The following is an 18,328-nucleotide window of genomic DNA, read 5'->3' as shown; positions in this document are numbered from 1 at the left end:
TGCTTTTGTTGGTTAGGGATAAAAGTTAAGCTACAGCTAATACTATATAATTTAATTAACACTATGTCAATAGTGTTAACCTATGCAAAGGGGATAGGATAATGTTTCCTTCATTGAAAGATAGAATACAAAGCGATAAGAATCGCTTAATTTCATATGATACCTTTATTCAATATGCACTCTATGATCAAGAGAATGGTTATTATAATCTCTCAAAACCAAAAGTGGGGAAAGAAGGAGACTTTTATACTTCAAGTCATATTCACAATGTATTCAGTCAGGTATTAGCCAATTACTTTATTCATGTATCCCAATCGTTAGAGATCCCCTTACATATTTGTGAAATTGGATCGGGTGACGGTACATTTGCTAAAGCAGTATGCGAATTCCTAAGAAAAGAAGGTCTAGATTACATGTATGATGCTGTAGAAGTATCTTCAGAACATAGAGTCATGACATCACAAATCGTTAATGGGCAAGAAGCTTTTCATATGTTTAATTCGCTAGAGGAGTGGCACGATAAGCGAAAAGAATTCAACGGTATTCTTTTTTCTAATGAATGGTTGGATGCTCAGCCTGTCAAAGTGGTGACCAAGCAAAATGAAGAGCTATATGAAATCTGTATAGGTATTAAAGAGAATGACACGTTAGAAGAGGTATTATACCCTTGTTCCCAGGATATATTGGATTGGTTGTCGTCTTTTAATTATCAATTGATAGAGGGACAACGAGTAGAAATTCCGTTCTATATGGATAGCTTGTATGAACAAATAAGCCAAGCCATGCAAAAGGGAATTATGTTAACACTTGATTATGGGTACACACATATGGAGTTATCTCATCCTGCAAGGATCTATGGAAGCTTAAGAGGATACGCTAATCATCACATGAAAGATAACGTCTTACATAACCCAGGAGAAATGGATATTACTCATCACGTACACTGGGACACGTGGATGAAAATAGGAGAAAAATATGGGTTTCAATCGAAGTTAATGAAACAGAAGGATTTTTTATTAGAAGCAAATATTCTTGATTTCCTAACAGAACATGCGTCATTGGATCCATTTTCAGAAGAACATAAAAGAAATCGTGCTATTCGCTCTTTTGTTATGGGAGACCAAATTGCTGATTCATTTGAGGTGTGTGTTCAATCAAAAGGAATTAAACAACCAATATAAAGACGAAAAAAAACCTATGCTTGCACGCATAGGTTTTTTCTTAGTGTCGGAATGATGGTTCTAATAAGAAGCCAGTGTAATAGGTAAATCCTATCATAAATACCGTTAAATAAGCGCCAAATATGTACATATACATGCGCTCAGATAGTTTTAGGTAACTTAATGTAAGAAAGAATACCGTTTGAACTAGGAATAAAATTGCTGCATCCGGCATTTCACCAATTACAAACATGACTGTAAAAATACCTGTCCAAAAAGCAAGCACACGAAACATGCGATCCATATTATATCCCCCTCCTTTTTCTCAAAAGGTGACTTATCATCGTTATTATAAACGACCTTACCTTAATTGTAAATGAATCTGTTGAAAACCTTATCATAGGAATGCTTTATATGAGCAAGATGAACAACCTTCCATCATATTTTCCCCTTCTTGGAGTTCAATATTCTCGAATAAAGAATCTAACATCCCTTTTATTAGCTGACTATGCATTTTACAGACCAATTCAGGGCTTTTCTGAGCGAGATCTTTAAACGGGCAATTATGAATTGAAAAAAATATTGTGTTTTTATGTTTAACATATTCAATTCGAGGGTAAATGCCAATGATGTTAGAGATATGTCCAAGTTTCTCTATTTTGTTTTCAATTGTCATATTTGATGGATAGGAGTTTAAATGGGTTTCTAAAATTTCTTGACCATACTTGTAACCTGTTTTGTACAAGATATGTTCACCCTGGGCACCTAGTTCTTGAACAACCTCCATGGCCATAGTAGCAAGTAATTTATAGTCTCTATAGGGGAAGTTTAAATGGATTTCCTCATTGGCCAATGAATACATCCGACTTGGTCGACCACCTTTACCCGTTTTTTTTCGTATGGGACTGTAGCATATGCGCTTGTTCCAACTTGGAGAGGTGTAAGCGGGCCACGTTAGGGTGGATATCAAACCTTTTGGCGATGTCAATGACAGACACTTCTTGGTTTTGTTCACTCAAATATTGATAAATATAATACCTTGTTGGATCTGATAGAACCATACTAACCGTCAATGCTTGTTCCATTTCACGACCTCCTAAAGAGTAAGCTATTTATTATTATAATACATATAATTTGGAAAAAGTTTAGGTTGGTCGAGTTGTTAAAAAACGTACACAATTTAATTTACAGAAGATAAGCAAAATTCTGTACATATTATGTTTAAAGAATGTACAATGAATGTACAGAATATAACTCACATATAGAAAGGTGCGATGAGTTGATGAGTGGTCTAAAGTTTTACACGTATCCAAGCTGTACGTCATGTCGCAGAACGAAAGCCTGGTTAAAAAATCATGAAGTTGGATTTAATGAAAGACACCTATTTCGAGACACTCCTTCCTATGAGGAATTTTTAGAAATTTTACAACTAACAACAGATGGCATCGATGAAATATTAGCAACACGAGGCAAAACATATAAATCGTTAAATGTAGATGTAAACGATTTAAGCATTTCCCAATTTATTGATTTGGTTATGAAAGAACCAAAACTCTTGCGTAGACCAATTTTGACGGATGGTGAAAAGCTTGTAGTTGGGTATAATGAAGATGGCTTGAAAAGTATCACAAATGTAAAACAAGAGCTTATGACAAAGATTTCATAATGAGATTCTGTAAGACATCCAATAAGAAGACCTGAAACACTACTGCCACTTACATAGAGGATAGTAGTGTTTTTCATTTATGGAGAATATGTTAAATCCTTCAGAATGGTTTATTCAGTTTAATGGCAGTTATCTTGAATAAGTAGGTGCGGGATGGTTCCGTTATGTCTATGCAGATCGGCGGGCTGTGGTCTCTTGGGAAGTGACAGTAATCCCTCGGGTAGGAGACGGAATCGCTCGGGTAAGTGACGGAATCGCTCGGGTAAGTGACGGAATCGCTCGGGTAAGTGACGGAATCGCTCGGGTAGGCGACGGAATCGCTTGGGTAGGCGACGGAATCGCTTGGGTAAGCGACGGAATCGCTCGGGTAGGCGACGGAATCGCTTGGGTAAGCGACGGAATCGCTCGGGTAGGCGACGGAATCGCTCGGGTAAGTGACGGAATCGCTCGGGTAGGTGACGGAATCGCTCGGGTAAGTGACGGAATCGCTCGGGTAGGCGACGGAATCGCTTGGGTAGGCGACGGAATCGCTTGGGTAAGCGACGGAATCGCTCGGGTAAGCGAAGGAATCGCTCGGGTAGGCGATGGAATCGCTTGGGTAGCCGATGAAAAGCTCGTATTATCTCGAATCCAAGTCTTCAACATAAGGGGGCTTTAATGGCAAAAGTCCCAATTTAGGAATAAGTGATTCATCATATTTGGTCAAAAAATAAAGCACTGACCTCAATGGTCAGTGCTTTGGAACTGGGCTAGCTGGATTCGAACCAGCGAATAACGGTACCAAAAACCGCTGCCTTACCGCTTGGCTATAGCCCAATGACGTAACAATAATTATCATGCCATTTTCTCCATAAATATATACACATATAACAAAAAAATTATGGATCGATATAAATTATTCGGTTCACAATATTTTTACTCCCATCTGAAGTCACCATCGTAAATTGTGCTTGAATATCATTAGAATCCAAAATGACATATTCAACTGTGACAGTACCATAAGGAAATCTATATGTTGTTTCTCCATTCACTTGTAGAGAATTAGCTCCATTTTGGAATGTCGCATTCCCCATTTGAAATAATGTTTCCAAATAAAGTTGTTCTTTTTCATTCGTAGTTAGCTTTTGGCTTGTTTGGAGTTGCAAAAGAGAAGCGTTAAAAAACAGAAACATAAAGGAAAGTAAGAGGAGAAGGAGAGGAAAAGCAAATCCTTGTTCATTCTGTATAGAGGTTAAATAACTTTTGATATATGGACCCTCCTTCATTTTGAAGTAGAATAGAGAAGCCCTTAGAGGAAGACCTTACTTCAAAACTTTTTACATTGTGTAATAGGCCTTGATGCCCTTGTTGATTGACCTGTCTTCGTATCATGTTCCCGTATTGTTCAATATCAACTTGATCGCCATTTTGTTTATACAGTCTAACTCCATCTGAAATTGTGCTAATAGACCTTGTTGTATAAAGGTCTTGCTCAATAAAATGGTACAACTGATAAACCTCTACATCTTTTTGAGGAGATTGTTGAGAATAGATCCAGACCGTTTTGAGGACATAGGGGAGGGCCTGTAAAATTAACAAGGTAATGAAAAGGGAGAGGAGAGCCTCAAGTAAAGTAATCCCTCTATCGTTGTTAAGGTTTTTTATATAAACAATCACGCTCCTCAGTCCCCCTCTCATTTATCCATTCTATGCACCCCTCAATTAGAGAAGATTTGTATCGGAAAGTAACACTCGCTATTCGCTCGTGCCGATCTAATTCTGTGGTAGTAGGAAGTGAGGTTAATTCATCTCTACGCTTCAACTCATCGTGCAGTGTATAGAGCCAATACCTACGTTCTTCTAGTATTCTCTGCTCTTTATAAACTGTACTGATCATAGGTAGTAAGGACAGGGTTAGAATCAGGAATAAGCTAAACGAGAACAAGCTATTCAAAAGCATATATCCTTTATTGTTCCAGCACATAATACCTCGCCTTTCCAAATGGAAATACAACTCTCAGTTCTTTTGTGGGAGTTGAAAATTGAATACTCCCAGATTCTAAGATGGACCCTGATACATCAAAACGAATATGTCTATCTAACGAGGAGTAGGAAAAACTGACTTCCCAATCATCAGGGAGTTCACGAGTCTCAACGATATAGAAACGATTTTTTAAAATACGATAAGTTTTCCCTTCAGGCATAAATATTATGGAGTAATGGGTTCTGGTAGTCATGGTTTGTTGTTGAATCCAAAGCACATCTGCTCGAAATTGTTCCATAAAAGCATCTTCGTGTTGTTTCTGAAATAGGGAAGGGCTTAACGTAATCATAATTCCAATAAAGAGAGACCAAATAAATAATACAGCGAGCATCTCTACGAGTGTGAAACCATTTGAATTATGGAGAAACCACCACTTTCTGTACGGTTCCATCCTGTAAGATTTCAAGTTGATCTCCTCCCGGGCATGTACTTTGTTCTAAAAAGTTGTCATCAACAAGGGTTTGTAGATCTGTTGGCAAAGATTCATTCTCGATTCGATATGCTTGTGCCTGCGTTTCCGCAAGCTTGATAAGAGCATCACACCCTTTTTCTTGAACCAAGTTATTGTTCGATGCAATGTTAGGGATCGTAATTAAGAGAAGGGTTGAGATAATCATTAAAACTATGAGCATCTCCACAAGAGTAAACCCTTTTTCATTTTTCATAATAAAAACTTCCTTTCAGTTAAATTTGTCTCATCCATTCAAGTAATGGGAGCATAATGGAAGAGTAGATCATCATAATGAAAACCGCTAAAAGAATAAACATGAGTGGCTGAATGAGCGCGAGTACTTTTAACAGCGTCTGTTGCAATTCATCAATGATCCATTCTGCATAAATCTCTAGGTCTTGATCAAGGCGACCGTCGTTTTGATTTCGATTAATGAGTTGGGCCATGTCTTCATGGAGAAAGAGTTGCTTTTGTACTGAATGGGCTAAACTACTTCCTTTTTCTAAATCCTTGAACATACATGAGGCATGGTAGGATAAAACGGGGAAATGCGTTTGGTCTCGCATAATGGATAAGCATTGTTTAATGGACATTCCAGACTTTAGTAGGGAGCTGAAGTGGTAGGAAAACAGATAGGATGTTTGAGTCTTAAGATAGGTTCTCCAACCGGGGATTCGTCGGTAAATAGAGAGGACTTTCTGAACTGAAGCCCTCTTTTGAGTTATGAAGATCACAGCAAAGAAAAGGATAGTTAACATAGAAAAAGCAAAATTAAAATACAAAGATCGATCGAGCCATTTTAATGTAGTAAGAATTGTTGTGGATTGGACATTCATTGAAGCGTAGAGTTGAAGGAATGTAGGGAGCAGAAAAATCTTAACAAACAGAAGTAAGCCGAAAAACAATATAAAAAGAATCACCGGGTAGCGGATTACCTTTTGGAATTTCTTCTTAAACTCCAGTTGTTGTTCCAAGATTATTGCGCTTTGGGAAAGGGCTCTCTGTAAATTTCCATATTCTCTAGAGAAATAAAGATAAGAGACTACATATTTCGAAAAGCCCAATTTTTCAAGTGCTTCATGTAATGAGGTGCCAGAGAGTAAATATGGATGAATATGTTCAATTAACTTTTTTAGGGCGGGATCGAATTGCAAAATACTTAGTGCACTCATTAGAGAGTAACCTCTGTTAAGAAGGTTGGACAAGCGATTTAAAAACTGAATTTGTTGATTGGGAGGGGGTCTCTTGATACGAGAACCTCTATAGTGATTCTTGAGGGATATAGCCAAGCGCATAAGCTTTCCTCCTTAAATGAGAAAATGAGCGATACTGATTAGAATTTTGTGGAGGATTTCCATTTATGGCATTTTGAAGCAAATTTCCTTCTAATAGTTCAAGAATGGCTGCACGATGAGGAGTTCTATGTTGATCATGAGGATTGGAAATTGGTAATAATTGTTGAGAGGCTATGGAGATTAACGTTTGCTCCAGATCAGTTCTAGAAATCCCCATTTCTAATAAACGATAAATCGTGCCATATGCATTTTTTGCGTGAAGCGTTGTGAGTACTAAATGTCCTGTATGTGCGGCATGAAATGCGAATTCAGCTGTCTTTTTATCACGAATTTCACCTACCATGATGATGTCGGGGTCATGTCGTAAAGCTGCTTTTAACCCTGCATTATAATCAATACCAGCTTTTTCATTTACTTGAACCTGTAAAATATCTTGGAGTTCCTGTTCGATGGGGTCTTCTAATGTAATGGTTTGATAAGATCTTTCTTGGAGGAGAGAGGATAACAAAGCGTATAGCGTAGTGGTTTTGCCGCTACCCGTCGGACCGGTAAAGACAATAATTCCGGATTGGTGTGTGACCCATTTTTTCATCCGATGAAGTTGATAAGGAAACATAAATAATTGATTTAATTGTGGTATGCGTTCTTGAGGTAAGATGCGAATAGCTAAACTTTCTGTGGAATTGACAGGGAGTGTTGAAAGTCGAAGAGCGCAGTGAGTCTTATTTGAGTGATAATGTGAAATACCGTTTTGTGGTTTTAATATTTCACCTATATCCATTCCTGAAGTGAATTTAAAGTAGGATAAAAGAGGGGCATAATCTGTTGAGGAAATAATGGAGTCAGATTGTCGTTTGCCATTTACACGAAAGTAAATATAGACATTGTCGCCATAGGGGCAAAAATGGATGTCAGAAGCTTCGGAGATAATGGCATTCTCTAAAATATGTTCAGCATGTTGCTGGGCCTGGTTCAAGACATAAGTCACCTCCTAATTCGTTTCTAAGTCTTATATTTCGACAGAGTTTTTATAATTCCTTCTCTACCCCAAAAAAATTATATTCCACGGTTTGGAGCTTGTTCTTTACTAATACACAAAAAATGCTGGAACAAATCATGCAGAAAATGAAAAACAGTATTTATCTTTCCGTGTATTTTGTATATAATTAGAACAAGTGTTCGTGTTTTCTGGAGGGATATAGTTATGAGTGATAACAAAAGGAGAGACCGCGGTAACATCAAATGGACTTCATTAATGTTACCTGAACACGTTCAAATCCTTAAGGAAATGTGGAAAGAAGATGAACGTGTGGAGAAAGGAGTACTTGAAGAGGACCAGGCTGTAGAAATTGACTTTAAGCTGCAGATGGCTATCAAAGATGATCTTACAGTTAAGGTGAAATATCATAATGAGTTTGGTTTTAGTTATTCAAAAGTTAAAATCATTAGTATTGATCGAAATCAAATGAAATTAAATGGAATAGATCAAGATACCAAAGACAGCAAATTTATTATGCTCAATAATATTATCGCGGTGGATATTTTATAAATGTTTGACGAAAGGTTTTTCAATGCTTAAAATATCGTTCAAACACCAAAAGGACTGATGCAACACATGAACAATATTGTATTAATTGGATTTATGGGAAGTGGGAAATCGAGTGTAGGTAAACTGCTTGCTGAACAAACCCACCGAACATACATAGACCTGGATCAAAAAATCGAAGAAGATGCAGGAGACTCAATCCCCAACATATTCAAAAAGGAAGGTGAGGAAGGTTTTCGTATGCGCGAAACAGAAGTGTTACGTGAGCTTTCTTCTCGTGATAGTACTGTCATTTCTACAGGTGGAGGCATTGTTGAACGTGAGGAAAATCTTTCTGTTTTAAAAGAACATGGACCAGTTATTTATTTACATGCTTCTTTTGAAGAGATTTCAGCACGACTTCAAGAAGATGAAAGTCGCCCATTGTGGAGCAAACCTGAGGCTGAGCGTAGAAGCTTATTAGAGAAGAGACTCCCCGTTTATAAGGAATGGGCTGATTATCTTGTGAACACAGACCAAAAATCAATCGATGACGTGGTTGCTGAAATTAATTCGCTTATATAATCGTAAATACTGGTTATAATATGAATAAACACATAACCAGAGGTGAAACAAAATGTCTGGAAATGATTATGTGAAGTTCATGACACAAGAAATCGTCCGATATATGGATTTGCCACAAGAAGAAAAGAAAAAACGTAAAGAAGAGAAGAAACACCAAAAGACTCCAATTTCTAATCAGATGTTTGGTGTACTTCCATTTGCCTTGAAATTTTTCTTTAAGCGAAACAAAAACAAAAGTAGTTGATCTTGAAGTGATGCTAGTGAAAGAGCTAAATCTTATGTGGTTTAGCTCTTTTTTTTGTTGTCGGTAATCTTTGAATGATGCCTTGTCTGGAGTGACGCTAATGAGCGAAGAATGACGCACAACGATATGACTAAAAACGTCCAGAGCTCTCTCTGGACGTCAAAGACTACTTCCCTTTTATAAAACGCATCGAGGACTCCTGCGAAAAATACAATACCCCAGCATTGATTAATTCCACAGAAATACTAGGCTGAAATCGTTCCTCCAACTTATTTAGCTCATCCTGATAACGCTTTTCAGCATCTTCTTTTGCTTCCGCATCTTCTTCCTGCTCAACCTCATTCTCTAAATCATGACGGAAAAAGTACGAGAGCAACTCTTTCTCACTTTCTAATTGTTGAAGGGCATCCACACTCCAACTGTGGTCCTGACTGTCAATATATGTGTTGATGTATTGCTCCACACGTTTTATAGCGCTTGGCATACGAATCATAGGAGTTAAGGTGAAGCAATAATCATTAATGATGGGTCCGATTTTATTAGGATCTATCTTTTCCATCATTCCAGGGATCATGCCCCCGTTCATTAAATTCAAACCAATTGAAAGAACTTCATCCTTCCGTTGAGTACCTTTGTATTGAACAGAAGCATTAATCATGAGCCAGGGAACAAGTGATGTTTGCCCTTGAGAAGGTGTTACTTGTTCATACTGCCTCGTAATCCTGCCTTTTTCCCTTAACGTTTGAAACATTTTATGCAAACGTGGAGAACCAAAATGGATCCATTCTCCTTTTTCTTCTTGTTTTTCAGGATTTGTAATGAAGGTGACTTTCATAGGCATGCCTTGACCGCCCATCCGTTTAACATAATGCCAGTAAAACGGGCGGTTCATGAGCATTTCATCGACTTCATCAGTCAGTTGGACCGTCATGACTCCATCTTGATCCTCCACAATATCACAATCATTCGCTGTAAAATAACGGTGTAAAAAATTATGAAGCGCCGCTTGTTCCATGTTGATCCTCCTGTTCTTGAGCGTATGAAATAACAGACGATAAGTTGTCTAATTTAATTTTCATTTCGCCCTCTGAAGCGGATTGAGAGACAATATCCTGAATTTCATTTTCCAGGTTATCGATCTCAAGCTTTTGCAAAATAGCATCCAGGTTTCCAACCACACGTTGGAATAGCTGTATTTTTTCATATAGTAAAGAGAGAACATGCTCTTCAATCGTATCTCGAATGGCAAAATTGTATATATTGACGTCCTCTTTTTGACCGAAGCGGTGTACACGACCGATACGTTGCTCGAGTCTCATTGGGTTCCAAGGAAGATCATAGTTAATCATATTGTTACAGAATTGAAGGTTGATTCCTTCGCCACCTGCTTCTGTCGCAATGAGTACCTGAGCATGGTTTTGGAAAAGTTGCTTCATCCAATCCTTCTTGCTACGTTTAAAGCCACCTCGGAATGGAACGGAAGAAATTCCATGTTGTTGCAGATACCATTGTAAGTAGTATTGCGTAGCACGATATTCTGTAAAAATAATAAACTTTTCTTTGGAATCTCCAATTAAATCTATAACTTTTTGAGCTTTAGCATGATGCGGCATTTGCTCAATCATGGAGATCACTTCCTGTAGTTGCTCCGCACGAGAAGGGTGAATCTCTTCATTTTTAAGCATGTTTTGAAGGGATAAAAAGCATGCTTCTCGACTGGAACACAGTTCTCGTAAAAGCGTTATATTTGTGAAGGCCATACCCCCACTTGTTACTTCTGATAAGTATTTATAGGTATTTTGTTCTTCTTCAGAAAAGTCAATATGAACCGTCTCCACATTTCGCTTTGTCCATTCAATTCCGGTCTCACCTCGGCTGTTACGGACCATGACTTTCTTAACGAGCTCTTTCAAATGTTCATCATTGGAAAGCTGGTTACGATTTCGGCCAAATCGTTTTGTGAAATCATCATAGTTACCTAGGTGACCAGGTTTTAAGATCGATACCAGGTTGAAAATATCAACAAGATGATTTTGAACAGGTGTAGCCGTTAATAGTAAACAATATTTCTTTTTAAGAGAACGGACAAATTCATAGTTTTTTGTCTTATGGTTTTTTAGTTTGTGAGCCTCATCAATAATAATGAAATCATAATCTGTATCCAAAATAATATCGCGGTGTGGTGCGCGCTTCGCTGTATCAATAGAAGACACAACAACGTCTTGTCCCCACACGTGTGTCTTTCGTTGCGCAACAGCTGGAATGTGAAATTTTGTATTCATTTCAACCACCCACTGGTTTACAAGAGAGGCAGGAGCAAGAATAAGAATCTTTTTCGCTAGACCACGAATCATATATTCCTTGAGTATAAGACCTGCTTCAATGGTTTTACCAAGTCCAACTTCATCCGCAAGAATGGCACGACCGTTCATTTTTTCTACAACTTGCTCAGCGCATTTCATTTGATGCGGAAGGAAGTCAACATGTGGTAAATACTTTTGTGATTGTAGCCCTTGAAATTCAGGATTCGCTACATGTTTGGAAGTCTCGTATGCCATTTGGAATAAGTCCCAAGAGCAATAGGAAGAATTCTCTGCAATGAGATCTTGTTCTAGCGACTCTTCAAAAGTCGTATTTAATTGAATTTGTTCGTTCACAACAATCACCTCAGCCGATATTAGAAAAGCAATAAATTTCAAAATGTTATCTGCACAGTCAAGAAACCATGTGGTATAATGGCTGTGAAATCGAAATCATACTTATTATGACTAGTATGCACGATTTTTATAATTTCATAATCGCGGATGATTACAAGAGGAGAGACTACGGAAATCGTGGCGCCGAAGGAGCAAACATTAGTGAATCTCTCAGGCAAAAAGACTCTTGTAGGACGCACCTCTGGAGAGTGCCTAACCACATTAGGCCACCCAAGAAGCAAGCAGTCGTTTAACAAACTTGAATGCGCTTACATAACTGCGAAACTTTCTGGTGAATGGACAGGGAATAACACAAAGGGTGTGGATTCTCTGTTTTTTTAATGTCCTTTTTTAAACGGTTAGCTAAGAAAGTGATGAATCATTAGTAAATAGGAGGTAGCGTAATGTCTGAATTAAAACGAACACCACTGTTTCCGGAATATGAAAGATCGGGTGCAAAAACCATCGATTTTGGTGGTTGGGACCTTCCTGTACAATTTTCTTCAATTAAAGAAGAACATGAAGCAACTCGTACAAAAGCAGGTTTATTCGATGTTTCTCATATGGGGGAGATTTTAGTCGAGGGACCTGAAAGTGAAGCATTTTTACAAAAGATGCTGACAAACGATGTATCCAAACTAACTGTTAACCGTGCTCAATATACAATCATGTGTTATGAAAATGGTGGAACAGTAGATGATTTATTAGTCTATAAGCTTGATGAACAAAAATATTTACTTGTAGTGAATGCTGCAAATACACAAAAAGATTTTGATTGGTTGAAGCAACATCTTACAGAAGATGCAACCATGGAAAACCACTCTGACCATTATGTGCAATTAGCTTTGCAAGGTCCGAAAGCCGAAGAAATTTTGCAACGTTTAACAGACGAAGACCTATCAGAAATTAAGTTCTTCCGTTTCAAGCAAGACGTTGACTTTAAAGGGATCGAGCACAAAGCAATCGTTTCTCGTACTGGATATACAGGAGAGGACGGCTTTGAAATTTATATTGATCAGTCTTCCGGTGGTGCACTTTGGAGAGCCATTTTAGAAGAAGGAAAAGGCGAAGGCGTACAGCCAATTGGTCTTGGAGCTCGAGACACACTACGTTTTGAAGCAAATTTACCATTATACGGCCAGGAACTGAGTCCAGACATTACACCTGTTGAAGCCGGCATGGGATTTGCTGTTAAAGCGAAAAAAGAAGCGGACTTTATCGGTAAAGAAGTGTTAGCCAAACAAAAAGAAGAAGGACCTGCTCGTAAGCTTGTAGGAATTGAAATGATTGATAAAGGAATTCCTCGTACGGACTATCCAGTATATGTTGGGGAAGAGGAAGTAGGCTTTGTAACAACAGGTACGCAATCACCTACTCTTGATAAGAGAATCGGTCTTGCATTACTTCCTGTGAAATATACAGAAGAAGGGCAAGAAGTAGAAGTTCAAGTACGTAAGCGTCGTTTACGTGCGAAAGTTGTTCCAACACCATTTTATAAGCGTTAATTATGGAGAGGTAAAGGGGGAGCTATACAATGACCTATCGTTATTTACCGATGACTGAACAGGATAAAAAGGCAATGCTTGATTCCATAGGGGTTCAGTCATCTGAAGAGTTATTTCAAGACATACCTGAAAAAGTGCGTTTTCGTGGGGAATTAAATATCAAAAAAGCGCTAAGTGAACCTGAACTCGTACGAGAAATGTCTCGCTTGGCCAATCGAAACGTTAACACAAAAGATTACACATCCTTTTTAGGAGCGGGTGTATATGATCACTACATTCCATCGATTGTAGATCATGTCATCTCACGCTCTGAATTTTACACAGCTTATACGCCTTATCAACCTGAGATTTCTCAAGGGGAACTACAAGCGATTTTCGAATTCCAAACAATGATCTCTGAATTAACAGGCATGGATATTGCGAACTCTTCCATGTACGACGGCGGTACAGCATTAGCTGAAGCGGTGAATTTAAGTGCAGGCCAGACGAAAAAGAAAAAAATTATCGTTTCGAAAACTGTACACCCTCAGTCGCGTGAAGTTATCCATTCCTATGCTAAAGGTCCAAACCTTGAGGTAATAGAGATCGATGAAAAAGATGGCGTAACGGACCTAGAAGCTGTTAAGCGTGAAATTGATGAGAATACAGCGAGTGTGGTTATTCAATATCCAAACTTCTATGGACAAATTGAGCCCCTTGCAGAAGTGCAAGACATCATTTCTCAGCAAAAGAAAACGATGTTCATCGTATCTAGTAACCCACTTTCATTAGGCTATTTAACGCCTCCAGGTGAATTTGGTGCAGATATTGTAGTGGGAGATGCGCAAGTATTCGGTATTCCAGCACAATTTGGTGGACCACATTGTGGGTATTTTGCAACAACGAAAAAGTTAATGCGTAAAGTTCCAGGTCGCCTTGTAGGTCAAACAAAAGATGAAGAAGGCCGTCGTGGTTTCGTATTAACGCTACAAGCTCGTGAACAACATATCCGCCGTGATAAAGCGACATCGAATATCTGTTCAAACCAGGCACTTAATGCATTAGCTTCATCTGTAGCGCTAAGTGCTCTAGGGAAACAAGGGTTAAAAGAAATGGCTTATCAAAACATGCAAAAGGCACGTTATGCATATGCGAAGTTACAAGAAGCAAACATTCCTGTGAAGTATCATGGACCATTCTTTAATGAGCTAGTAGTTCAGTTCTCTGACTCTGTTACTTCTATTAATGAGAAGTTAGAAGAGAAAGGATTTATCGGTGGTTTTGATCTTGAAACGGTTGATGAGAACATGAAAGGCGCAATGCTTATCGCTGTAACAGAGCTGCGTACTAAGGACGAAATTGATCACTTCGTTCAAGAATTGGGGGATGTATATGCATAATCAAGATTTTCCGGTTATTTTCGAATATAGCCAAGAGGGTCGTGTCGGTTATAGCTTACCAGAGTTAGATGTTCCAGAAGTCGATATTGAACTTGATGACGCTTATGTACGAAAAAATGACGCTGATTTACCTGAAGTAAGTGAACTGCAGATTATGCGTCATTACACAGGTCTTTCTAAACGAAACCATGGTGTGGATTCTGGTTTCTATCCACTTGGTTCCTGTACCATGAAATATAATCCGAAGATCAACGAAGATGTAGCACGTATGCCTGGCTTTAGTCATGTGCATCCATTACAACGTCCAGAATCTTCACAAGGTGCCTTAGAGTTAATGTACGATCTTCAAACACATCTGGAAGAGATTACGGGCATGCACCAAGTGACATTGCAACCAGCTGCTGGGGCACATGGAGAATGGACCGGATTAATGATGATCCGAGCATTCCATGAAAAGAATGGTGATTACAATCGTACAAAAGTTATTGTTCCTGACTCTGCACACGGGACAAACCCAGCATCAGCTACCGTAGCTGGCTTTGAAGCTGTAACGGTTAAATCGAATGAAAATGGTCTTGTTGATTTAGAAGACTTAAAGCGTGTTGTAGATGATCAAACAGCTGCACTTATGCTTACAAACCCAAATACGCTAGGACTGTTTGAAGAGCATATTCTTGAAATGGCAAGCATTGTTCACGAAGCAGGCGGTCGCCTCTATTACGATGGGGCTAACCTAAATGCAATCATGGGATACGCTCGTCCAGGAGACATGGGCTTTGATGTTGTTCACTTGAATCTGCATAAAACATTCACAGGTCCTCATGGTGGCGGTGGCCCAGGATCTGGTCCAGTAGGAGTTTCCGAAGAGTTGGCTCCATATCTACCAAAACCGATCCTTACGAAAAAAGATGATCAATTCGTATTTGACGGAGACCGTCCAGATTCCATTGGTCGCGTGAAACCTTACTACGGTAACTTCGGTATTAATGTTCGTGCTTATACGTATATTCGTACAATGGGACCTGAAGGATTACGTCAGGTAAGTGAATATGCTGTTGTGAACGCAAACTATATGATGAGAGAACTTCAGAAAGAATTCGATCTTCCTTTCACACAGCATTGTAAACACGAATTCGTTTTATCTGGTAAACGTCAGAAAAAATTAGGCGTTCGTACACTAGACATGGCAAAACGCCTGCTTGATTTCGGGTATCATCCACCTACAATCTACTTCCCTCTGAACGTAGAGGAAGCTATGATGGTAGAACCAACTGAAACCGAATCAAAAGAAACGTTAGATGAATTTATCGAAGCAATGAGACAGATCTCTAAAGAAGCAGAAGAAAACCCAGAAATCGTACAAGAAGCTCCTCATACCACGGTAGTCAGCCGTATGGATGAAACAACAGCTGCTCGTAAACCAGTTTTACGTTACGAGAAGCATTTAGAAGAATAACTTGCATTTAAAAGTCTAGGGATTTCCCTAGGCTTTTTTATTGGGTTTTTATTCAATAATCTGGAATTAATATGGAATAACTGTTTTAGTGAGAGAGACGGTTCCGTTGCTATTGTGGAGTGCGGTGGGCTTGGGAACGGGTTGCTTTCCCCGGACGAACGATCGAGCCTCCTCATACGCTACGCTTCTTGCGGGGGCTCGCTCGCCCGTTATTCCGGAGGAGTCAACCCGTTCCCAAGCCCACCTTAGCCGAATGGAGATTAACGGAACCGCAGCGATAATGTGAGGAAGTGCTTGCGGACAATTGTTCCGTTATTTGACTTTAAAATGACTTTCTTACGGACATTTATTCCGTTATTTGCATCAAATCACCTTGAAAAAGCCCAATTTGTCATAAATAAGGTACCATATGTCCGTAACGACTCTCGAAATGCCTTAAAAGTTCAAAATAACGGAACCGATTTTCGTAACGTTTAGATCTCAAGTAACTAGGGTCCGTTAATCTCCATAAAAGCAAAGGGGTGAGGGAAACGGCAAACTCCCGCGGTAGAAAGGGCGGCCGAGACCCCGCAGGAACGAAGTGACGAGGAGGCTGAAAGTAAATAATGAAGATCGACTAAGACCGCCACATCGTGTGGCAACGTCGACCTACCCCACGTCGTGTGGGGCAGCAGGAGTATTGCCGTTTTACTGAACCCCTACCTCTCATAAAAGCAACGGACTGCTCTCAACTTATCTCGATTCCAAGTCTTCCAGATAAGGGGGCTTTAATGAAATAACTCCCAAAAAGGCAAAAGCACCTTTATAAAAGCATCTTCCACACCCCAAAATTCTCTACTACACAAAAAATTTAAAAAATTAAAGCATTAAATCGAGAAAGACCCTTGACGATGTTGTTTAAATCGTGTAAATTTTGATAAAAGTTTTTATTTCAGGCATTCTCATATGAAACAATCATAAGTATATAAACAACAAAATTTTAATAGTAAATACGAAGAAGAAGATATGTTCATTATGAGAGGAAATGACAGAGAGCTAGTGGGTGGTGTGAACTAGTATTTCCGCATAATGAAAAGCACTTTTGAGTAGACAGCTCGAATTAAAGTAGGCCTGTCCGTAGATGCACGTTACGCATAACTAATGAAGGCTATGGAAATAGCGAAAATTAGGGTGGTACCGCGGAAACTTTCGCCCCTTACGATTGGGGACGAAAGTTTTTTTGTTTTTCAATAATTTTCAAGAAGAGGGGTTGCATATATGGAACAAATTTATAACTTTTCAGCTGGACCATCTGTATTACCAAAACCAGTACTCGAAAAGGTACAACAAGAACTATTATCTTATCAAGGACTAGGAATGTCGGTTATGGAAATGAGCCATCGTTCCTCTCATTTTGAAGAAATTATTAAGCAGGCTGAACAATTATTAAGGGAGCTCATGAATATACCTGATAACTATAAAGTGCTCTTTACTCAGGGCGGTGCATCATTACAATTTTCAATGGTCCCAATGAATCTCATGAATCAATACAAACATGCCTATTATGTGAATACAGGATCATGGTCTGAAAAGGCAATAAAAGAAGCGAAAAAACAAGGTGAAGTATCAATATTAGCTTCCTCTAAGGATCAAAACTTCACAACAATTCCTTCTATAAATAAGAATGATATAGATCCGAATACAGATTATGTCCATATCACTACAAACAACACAATAAAAGGAACGCGTTTTACGGAAATACCAGACACAGGTGATGTGCCTCTAGTAGCAGATATGTCATCAAATATTTTATCTGAAGCTTTTGATATTTCAAAATTTGGTCTAATTTATGCCGGTGCACAAAAGAATATGGCGCCTGCTGGTGTAACCGTTGTGATTATAAGAGAAGACTTAGTTGGAACTCATCAAGAAGAGCTCCCAGCTATGTTAGATTATGAAACCTATGCAAATGCTGGATCACTATATAACACTCCACCAACATTTCAAATCTATGTAACAAAACTAGTTCTTGAATGGATCAAGAGCTTAGGTGGGGTAGAAGCAATTGAAAAAATGAATCATGAGAAGGCTTCGTTGCTTTATAACTTTATAGATCAATCATCATTGTTTTCCAATCATGTAGAGAAAGAAAGCCGTTCTTTAATGAACATTCCTTTTACAACGAATTCTAAAGAGTTAGATCAAGAATTTATTCAATTAGCTGAATCGAAAGGACTTCTTTCATTAAAAGGTCACCGTTCAACAGGTGGTATGCGTGCAAGCTTATACAATGCTATGCCTTTAGAAGGCGTCCAAACACTTATAGATTTCATGAAAGAATTCGAAGCAAAACACCAATAAGGA

Annotated in this window: 20 protein-coding genes, 1 tRNA gene, 1 pseudogene, 1 riboswitch and 1 other annotated feature; of the genes and pseudogenes, 11 read left to right on the top strand and 11 right to left on the bottom strand. The window is 38.7% G+C overall.

Features of this window, described 5'->3' with window-relative positions; genetic code table 11:
* The first annotated feature begins 101 nt into the window (after positions 1–101).
* Complete coding sequence (locus GS400_RS13375) at positions 102–1,181, top strand: SAM-dependent methyltransferase (protein WP_160102552.1); 1,080 nt, start codon at positions 102–104, stop codon at positions 1,179–1,181.
* A 40-nt stretch (positions 1,182–1,221) separates the two neighbouring features.
* On the opposite strand, the gene GS400_RS13370 is transcribed toward GS400_RS13375, so the two are convergent.
* Positions 1,222–1,464 (bottom strand): DUF2626 domain-containing protein, encoded by a 243-nt coding sequence (locus tag GS400_RS13370; RefSeq protein WP_160102550.1) that lies wholly within the window; start codon positions 1,462–1,464, stop codon positions 1,222–1,224.
* Positions 1,465–1,557: 93 nt separating this feature from the next.
* Positions 1,558–2,245 (bottom strand): annotated as a pseudogene (locus GS400_RS13365) (helix-turn-helix transcriptional regulator).
* Between the two features lie 197 nt (positions 2,246–2,442).
* On the opposite strand from GS400_RS13365, the gene GS400_RS13360 reads away from it, so the two are divergent.
* Positions 2,443–2,826, top strand: coding sequence for a Spx/MgsR family RNA polymerase-binding regulatory protein (locus GS400_RS13360; protein WP_304608235.1), 384 nt, complete (start codon positions 2,443–2,445; stop codon positions 2,824–2,826).
* Positions 2,827–3,013: 187 nt separating this feature from the next.
* Positions 3,014–3,484 carry a hypothetical protein gene (locus GS400_RS13355; RefSeq protein ID WP_160102548.1) on the top strand — a complete coding sequence of 157 codons (471 nt, stop codon included), beginning with the start codon at positions 3,014–3,016 and terminating at the stop codon, positions 3,482–3,484.
* An 86-nt stretch (positions 3,485–3,570) separates the two neighbouring features.
* Here the strand turns inward: GS400_RS13355 and GS400_RS13350 are convergent.
* The 7 genes from GS400_RS13350 to comGA form a co-directional block, all read right to left on the bottom strand.
* A tRNA-Gln gene (locus GS400_RS13350) sits at positions 3,571–3,642 on the bottom strand.
* 62 nt (positions 3,643–3,704) lie between these two features.
* Positions 3,705–3,998 carry a competence type IV pilus minor pilin ComGG gene (locus GS400_RS13345; protein ID WP_160102546.1) on the bottom strand — a complete coding sequence of 98 codons (294 nt, stop codon included), beginning with the start codon at positions 3,996–3,998 and terminating at the stop codon, positions 3,705–3,707.
* Between the two features lie 43 nt (positions 3,999–4,041).
* A complete protein-coding gene (gene comGF, locus GS400_RS13340; RefSeq protein ID WP_160102544.1) occupies positions 4,042–4,482 on the bottom strand; it encodes a competence type IV pilus minor pilin ComGF in 441 nt (146 codons plus the stop codon).
* Between the two features lie 290 nt (positions 4,483–4,772).
* Entirely contained in the window at positions 4,773–5,255 is a 483-nt protein-coding gene (comGD, locus tag GS400_RS13335) for a competence type IV pilus minor pilin ComGD (RefSeq protein WP_160102542.1), read from the bottom strand.
* On the bottom strand, positions 5,206–5,514 hold the full coding sequence (gene comGC / locus GS400_RS13330; RefSeq protein ID WP_160102540.1) for a competence type IV pilus major pilin ComGC: 309 nt from the start codon (positions 5,512–5,514) through the stop codon (positions 5,206–5,208). The genes comGD and comGC overlap by 50 nt, the downstream gene beginning before the upstream one ends.
* 19 nt (positions 5,515–5,533) lie before the next feature.
* Complete coding sequence (gene comGB / locus GS400_RS20340; RefSeq protein WP_160102538.1) at positions 5,534–6,595, bottom strand: competence type IV pilus assembly protein ComGB; 1,062 nt, start codon at positions 6,593–6,595, stop codon at positions 5,534–5,536.
* A complete protein-coding gene (comGA, locus tag GS400_RS13320; protein ID WP_160102536.1) occupies positions 6,561–7,571 on the bottom strand; it encodes a competence type IV pilus ATPase ComGA in 1,011 nt (336 codons plus the stop codon). Before comGA ends, comGB begins: the two co-directional genes overlap by 35 nt.
* A 228-nt stretch (positions 7,572–7,799) precedes the next feature.
* Here comGA and GS400_RS13315 point away from each other — a divergent pair, with 228 nt between their 5' ends.
* The 3 genes from GS400_RS13315 (at position 7,800) to GS400_RS13305 (ending at position 8,949) form a co-directional block, all read left to right on the top strand.
* Complete coding sequence (locus GS400_RS13315; RefSeq protein ID WP_160102534.1) at positions 7,800–8,144, top strand: YolD-like family protein; 345 nt, start codon at positions 7,800–7,802, stop codon at positions 8,142–8,144.
* 66 nt (positions 8,145–8,210) lie between these two features.
* Entirely contained in the window at positions 8,211–8,705 is a 495-nt protein-coding gene (locus GS400_RS13310) for a shikimate kinase (RefSeq protein ID WP_160102532.1), read from the top strand.
* A gap of 52 nt (positions 8,706–8,757) precedes the next feature.
* Entirely contained in the window at positions 8,758–8,949 is a 192-nt protein-coding gene (locus tag GS400_RS13305) for a YqzE family protein (RefSeq protein ID WP_160102530.1), read from the top strand.
* Between the two features lie 166 nt (positions 8,950–9,115).
* Here GS400_RS13305 and GS400_RS13300 read toward each other — a convergent pair whose 3' ends face one another.
* Positions 9,116–9,964: a YqhG family protein gene (locus GS400_RS13300; RefSeq protein ID WP_160102528.1), complete on the bottom strand. Its 849-nt coding sequence runs from the start codon at positions 9,962–9,964 to the stop codon at positions 9,116–9,118.
* On the bottom strand, positions 9,942–11,606 hold the full coding sequence (locus GS400_RS13295; protein ID WP_160102526.1) for a DEAD/DEAH box helicase: 1,665 nt from the start codon (positions 11,604–11,606) through the stop codon (positions 9,942–9,944). Before GS400_RS13295 ends, GS400_RS13300 begins: the two co-directional genes overlap by 23 nt.
* A 147-nt stretch (positions 11,607–11,753) precedes the next feature.
* Positions 11,754–11,842, top strand: a riboswitch (glycine riboswitch).
* Positions 11,843–12,049: 207 nt separating this feature from the next.
* Here GS400_RS13295 and gcvT point away from each other — a divergent pair.
* The 5 genes from gcvT (at position 12,050) to serC (ending at position 18,325) form a co-directional block, all read left to right on the top strand.
* Positions 12,050–13,150 (top strand): glycine cleavage system aminomethyltransferase GcvT, encoded by a 1,101-nt coding sequence (gene gcvT, locus GS400_RS13290; protein ID WP_160102524.1) that lies wholly within the window; start codon positions 12,050–12,052, stop codon positions 13,148–13,150.
* 29 nt (positions 13,151–13,179) lie between these two features.
* Positions 13,180–14,529 (top strand): aminomethyl-transferring glycine dehydrogenase subunit GcvPA, encoded by a 1,350-nt coding sequence (gene gcvPA, locus GS400_RS13285; RefSeq protein ID WP_160102522.1) that lies wholly within the window; start codon positions 13,180–13,182, stop codon positions 14,527–14,529.
* Entirely contained in the window at positions 14,522–15,985 is a 1,464-nt protein-coding gene (gcvPB, locus tag GS400_RS13280; RefSeq protein ID WP_160102520.1) for an aminomethyl-transferring glycine dehydrogenase subunit GcvPB, read from the top strand. Before gcvPA ends, gcvPB begins: the two co-directional genes overlap by 8 nt.
* Before the next feature lie 327 nt (positions 15,986–16,312).
* Positions 16,313–16,462 carry a hypothetical protein gene (locus GS400_RS13275; protein WP_160102518.1) on the top strand — a complete coding sequence of 50 codons (150 nt, stop codon included), beginning with the start codon at positions 16,313–16,315 and terminating at the stop codon, positions 16,460–16,462.
* Positions 16,463–16,970: 508 nt separating this feature from the next.
* Positions 16,971–17,184: a binding site (T-box leader), on the top strand.
* A 58-nt stretch (positions 17,185–17,242) separates the two neighbouring features.
* Positions 17,243–18,325, top strand: a complete 1,083-nt coding sequence (serC, locus tag GS400_RS13270; RefSeq protein WP_160102516.1) for a 3-phosphoserine/phosphohydroxythreonine transaminase — start codon at positions 17,243–17,245, stop codon at positions 18,323–18,325.
* The last annotated feature ends 3 nt before the right edge of the window (positions 18,326–18,328 follow it).

Origin of the sequence: Pontibacillus sp. HMF3514 (genome assembly GCF_009858175.1) — a bacterium.
In the GTDB taxonomy this organism is placed as follows: Bacteria; Bacillota; Bacilli; order Bacillales; family BH030062; genus Pontibacillus.
The sequence above is the reverse complement of the archived record's forward strand: the minus strand, read 5'-3'. Positions and strand labels throughout refer to the sequence as shown.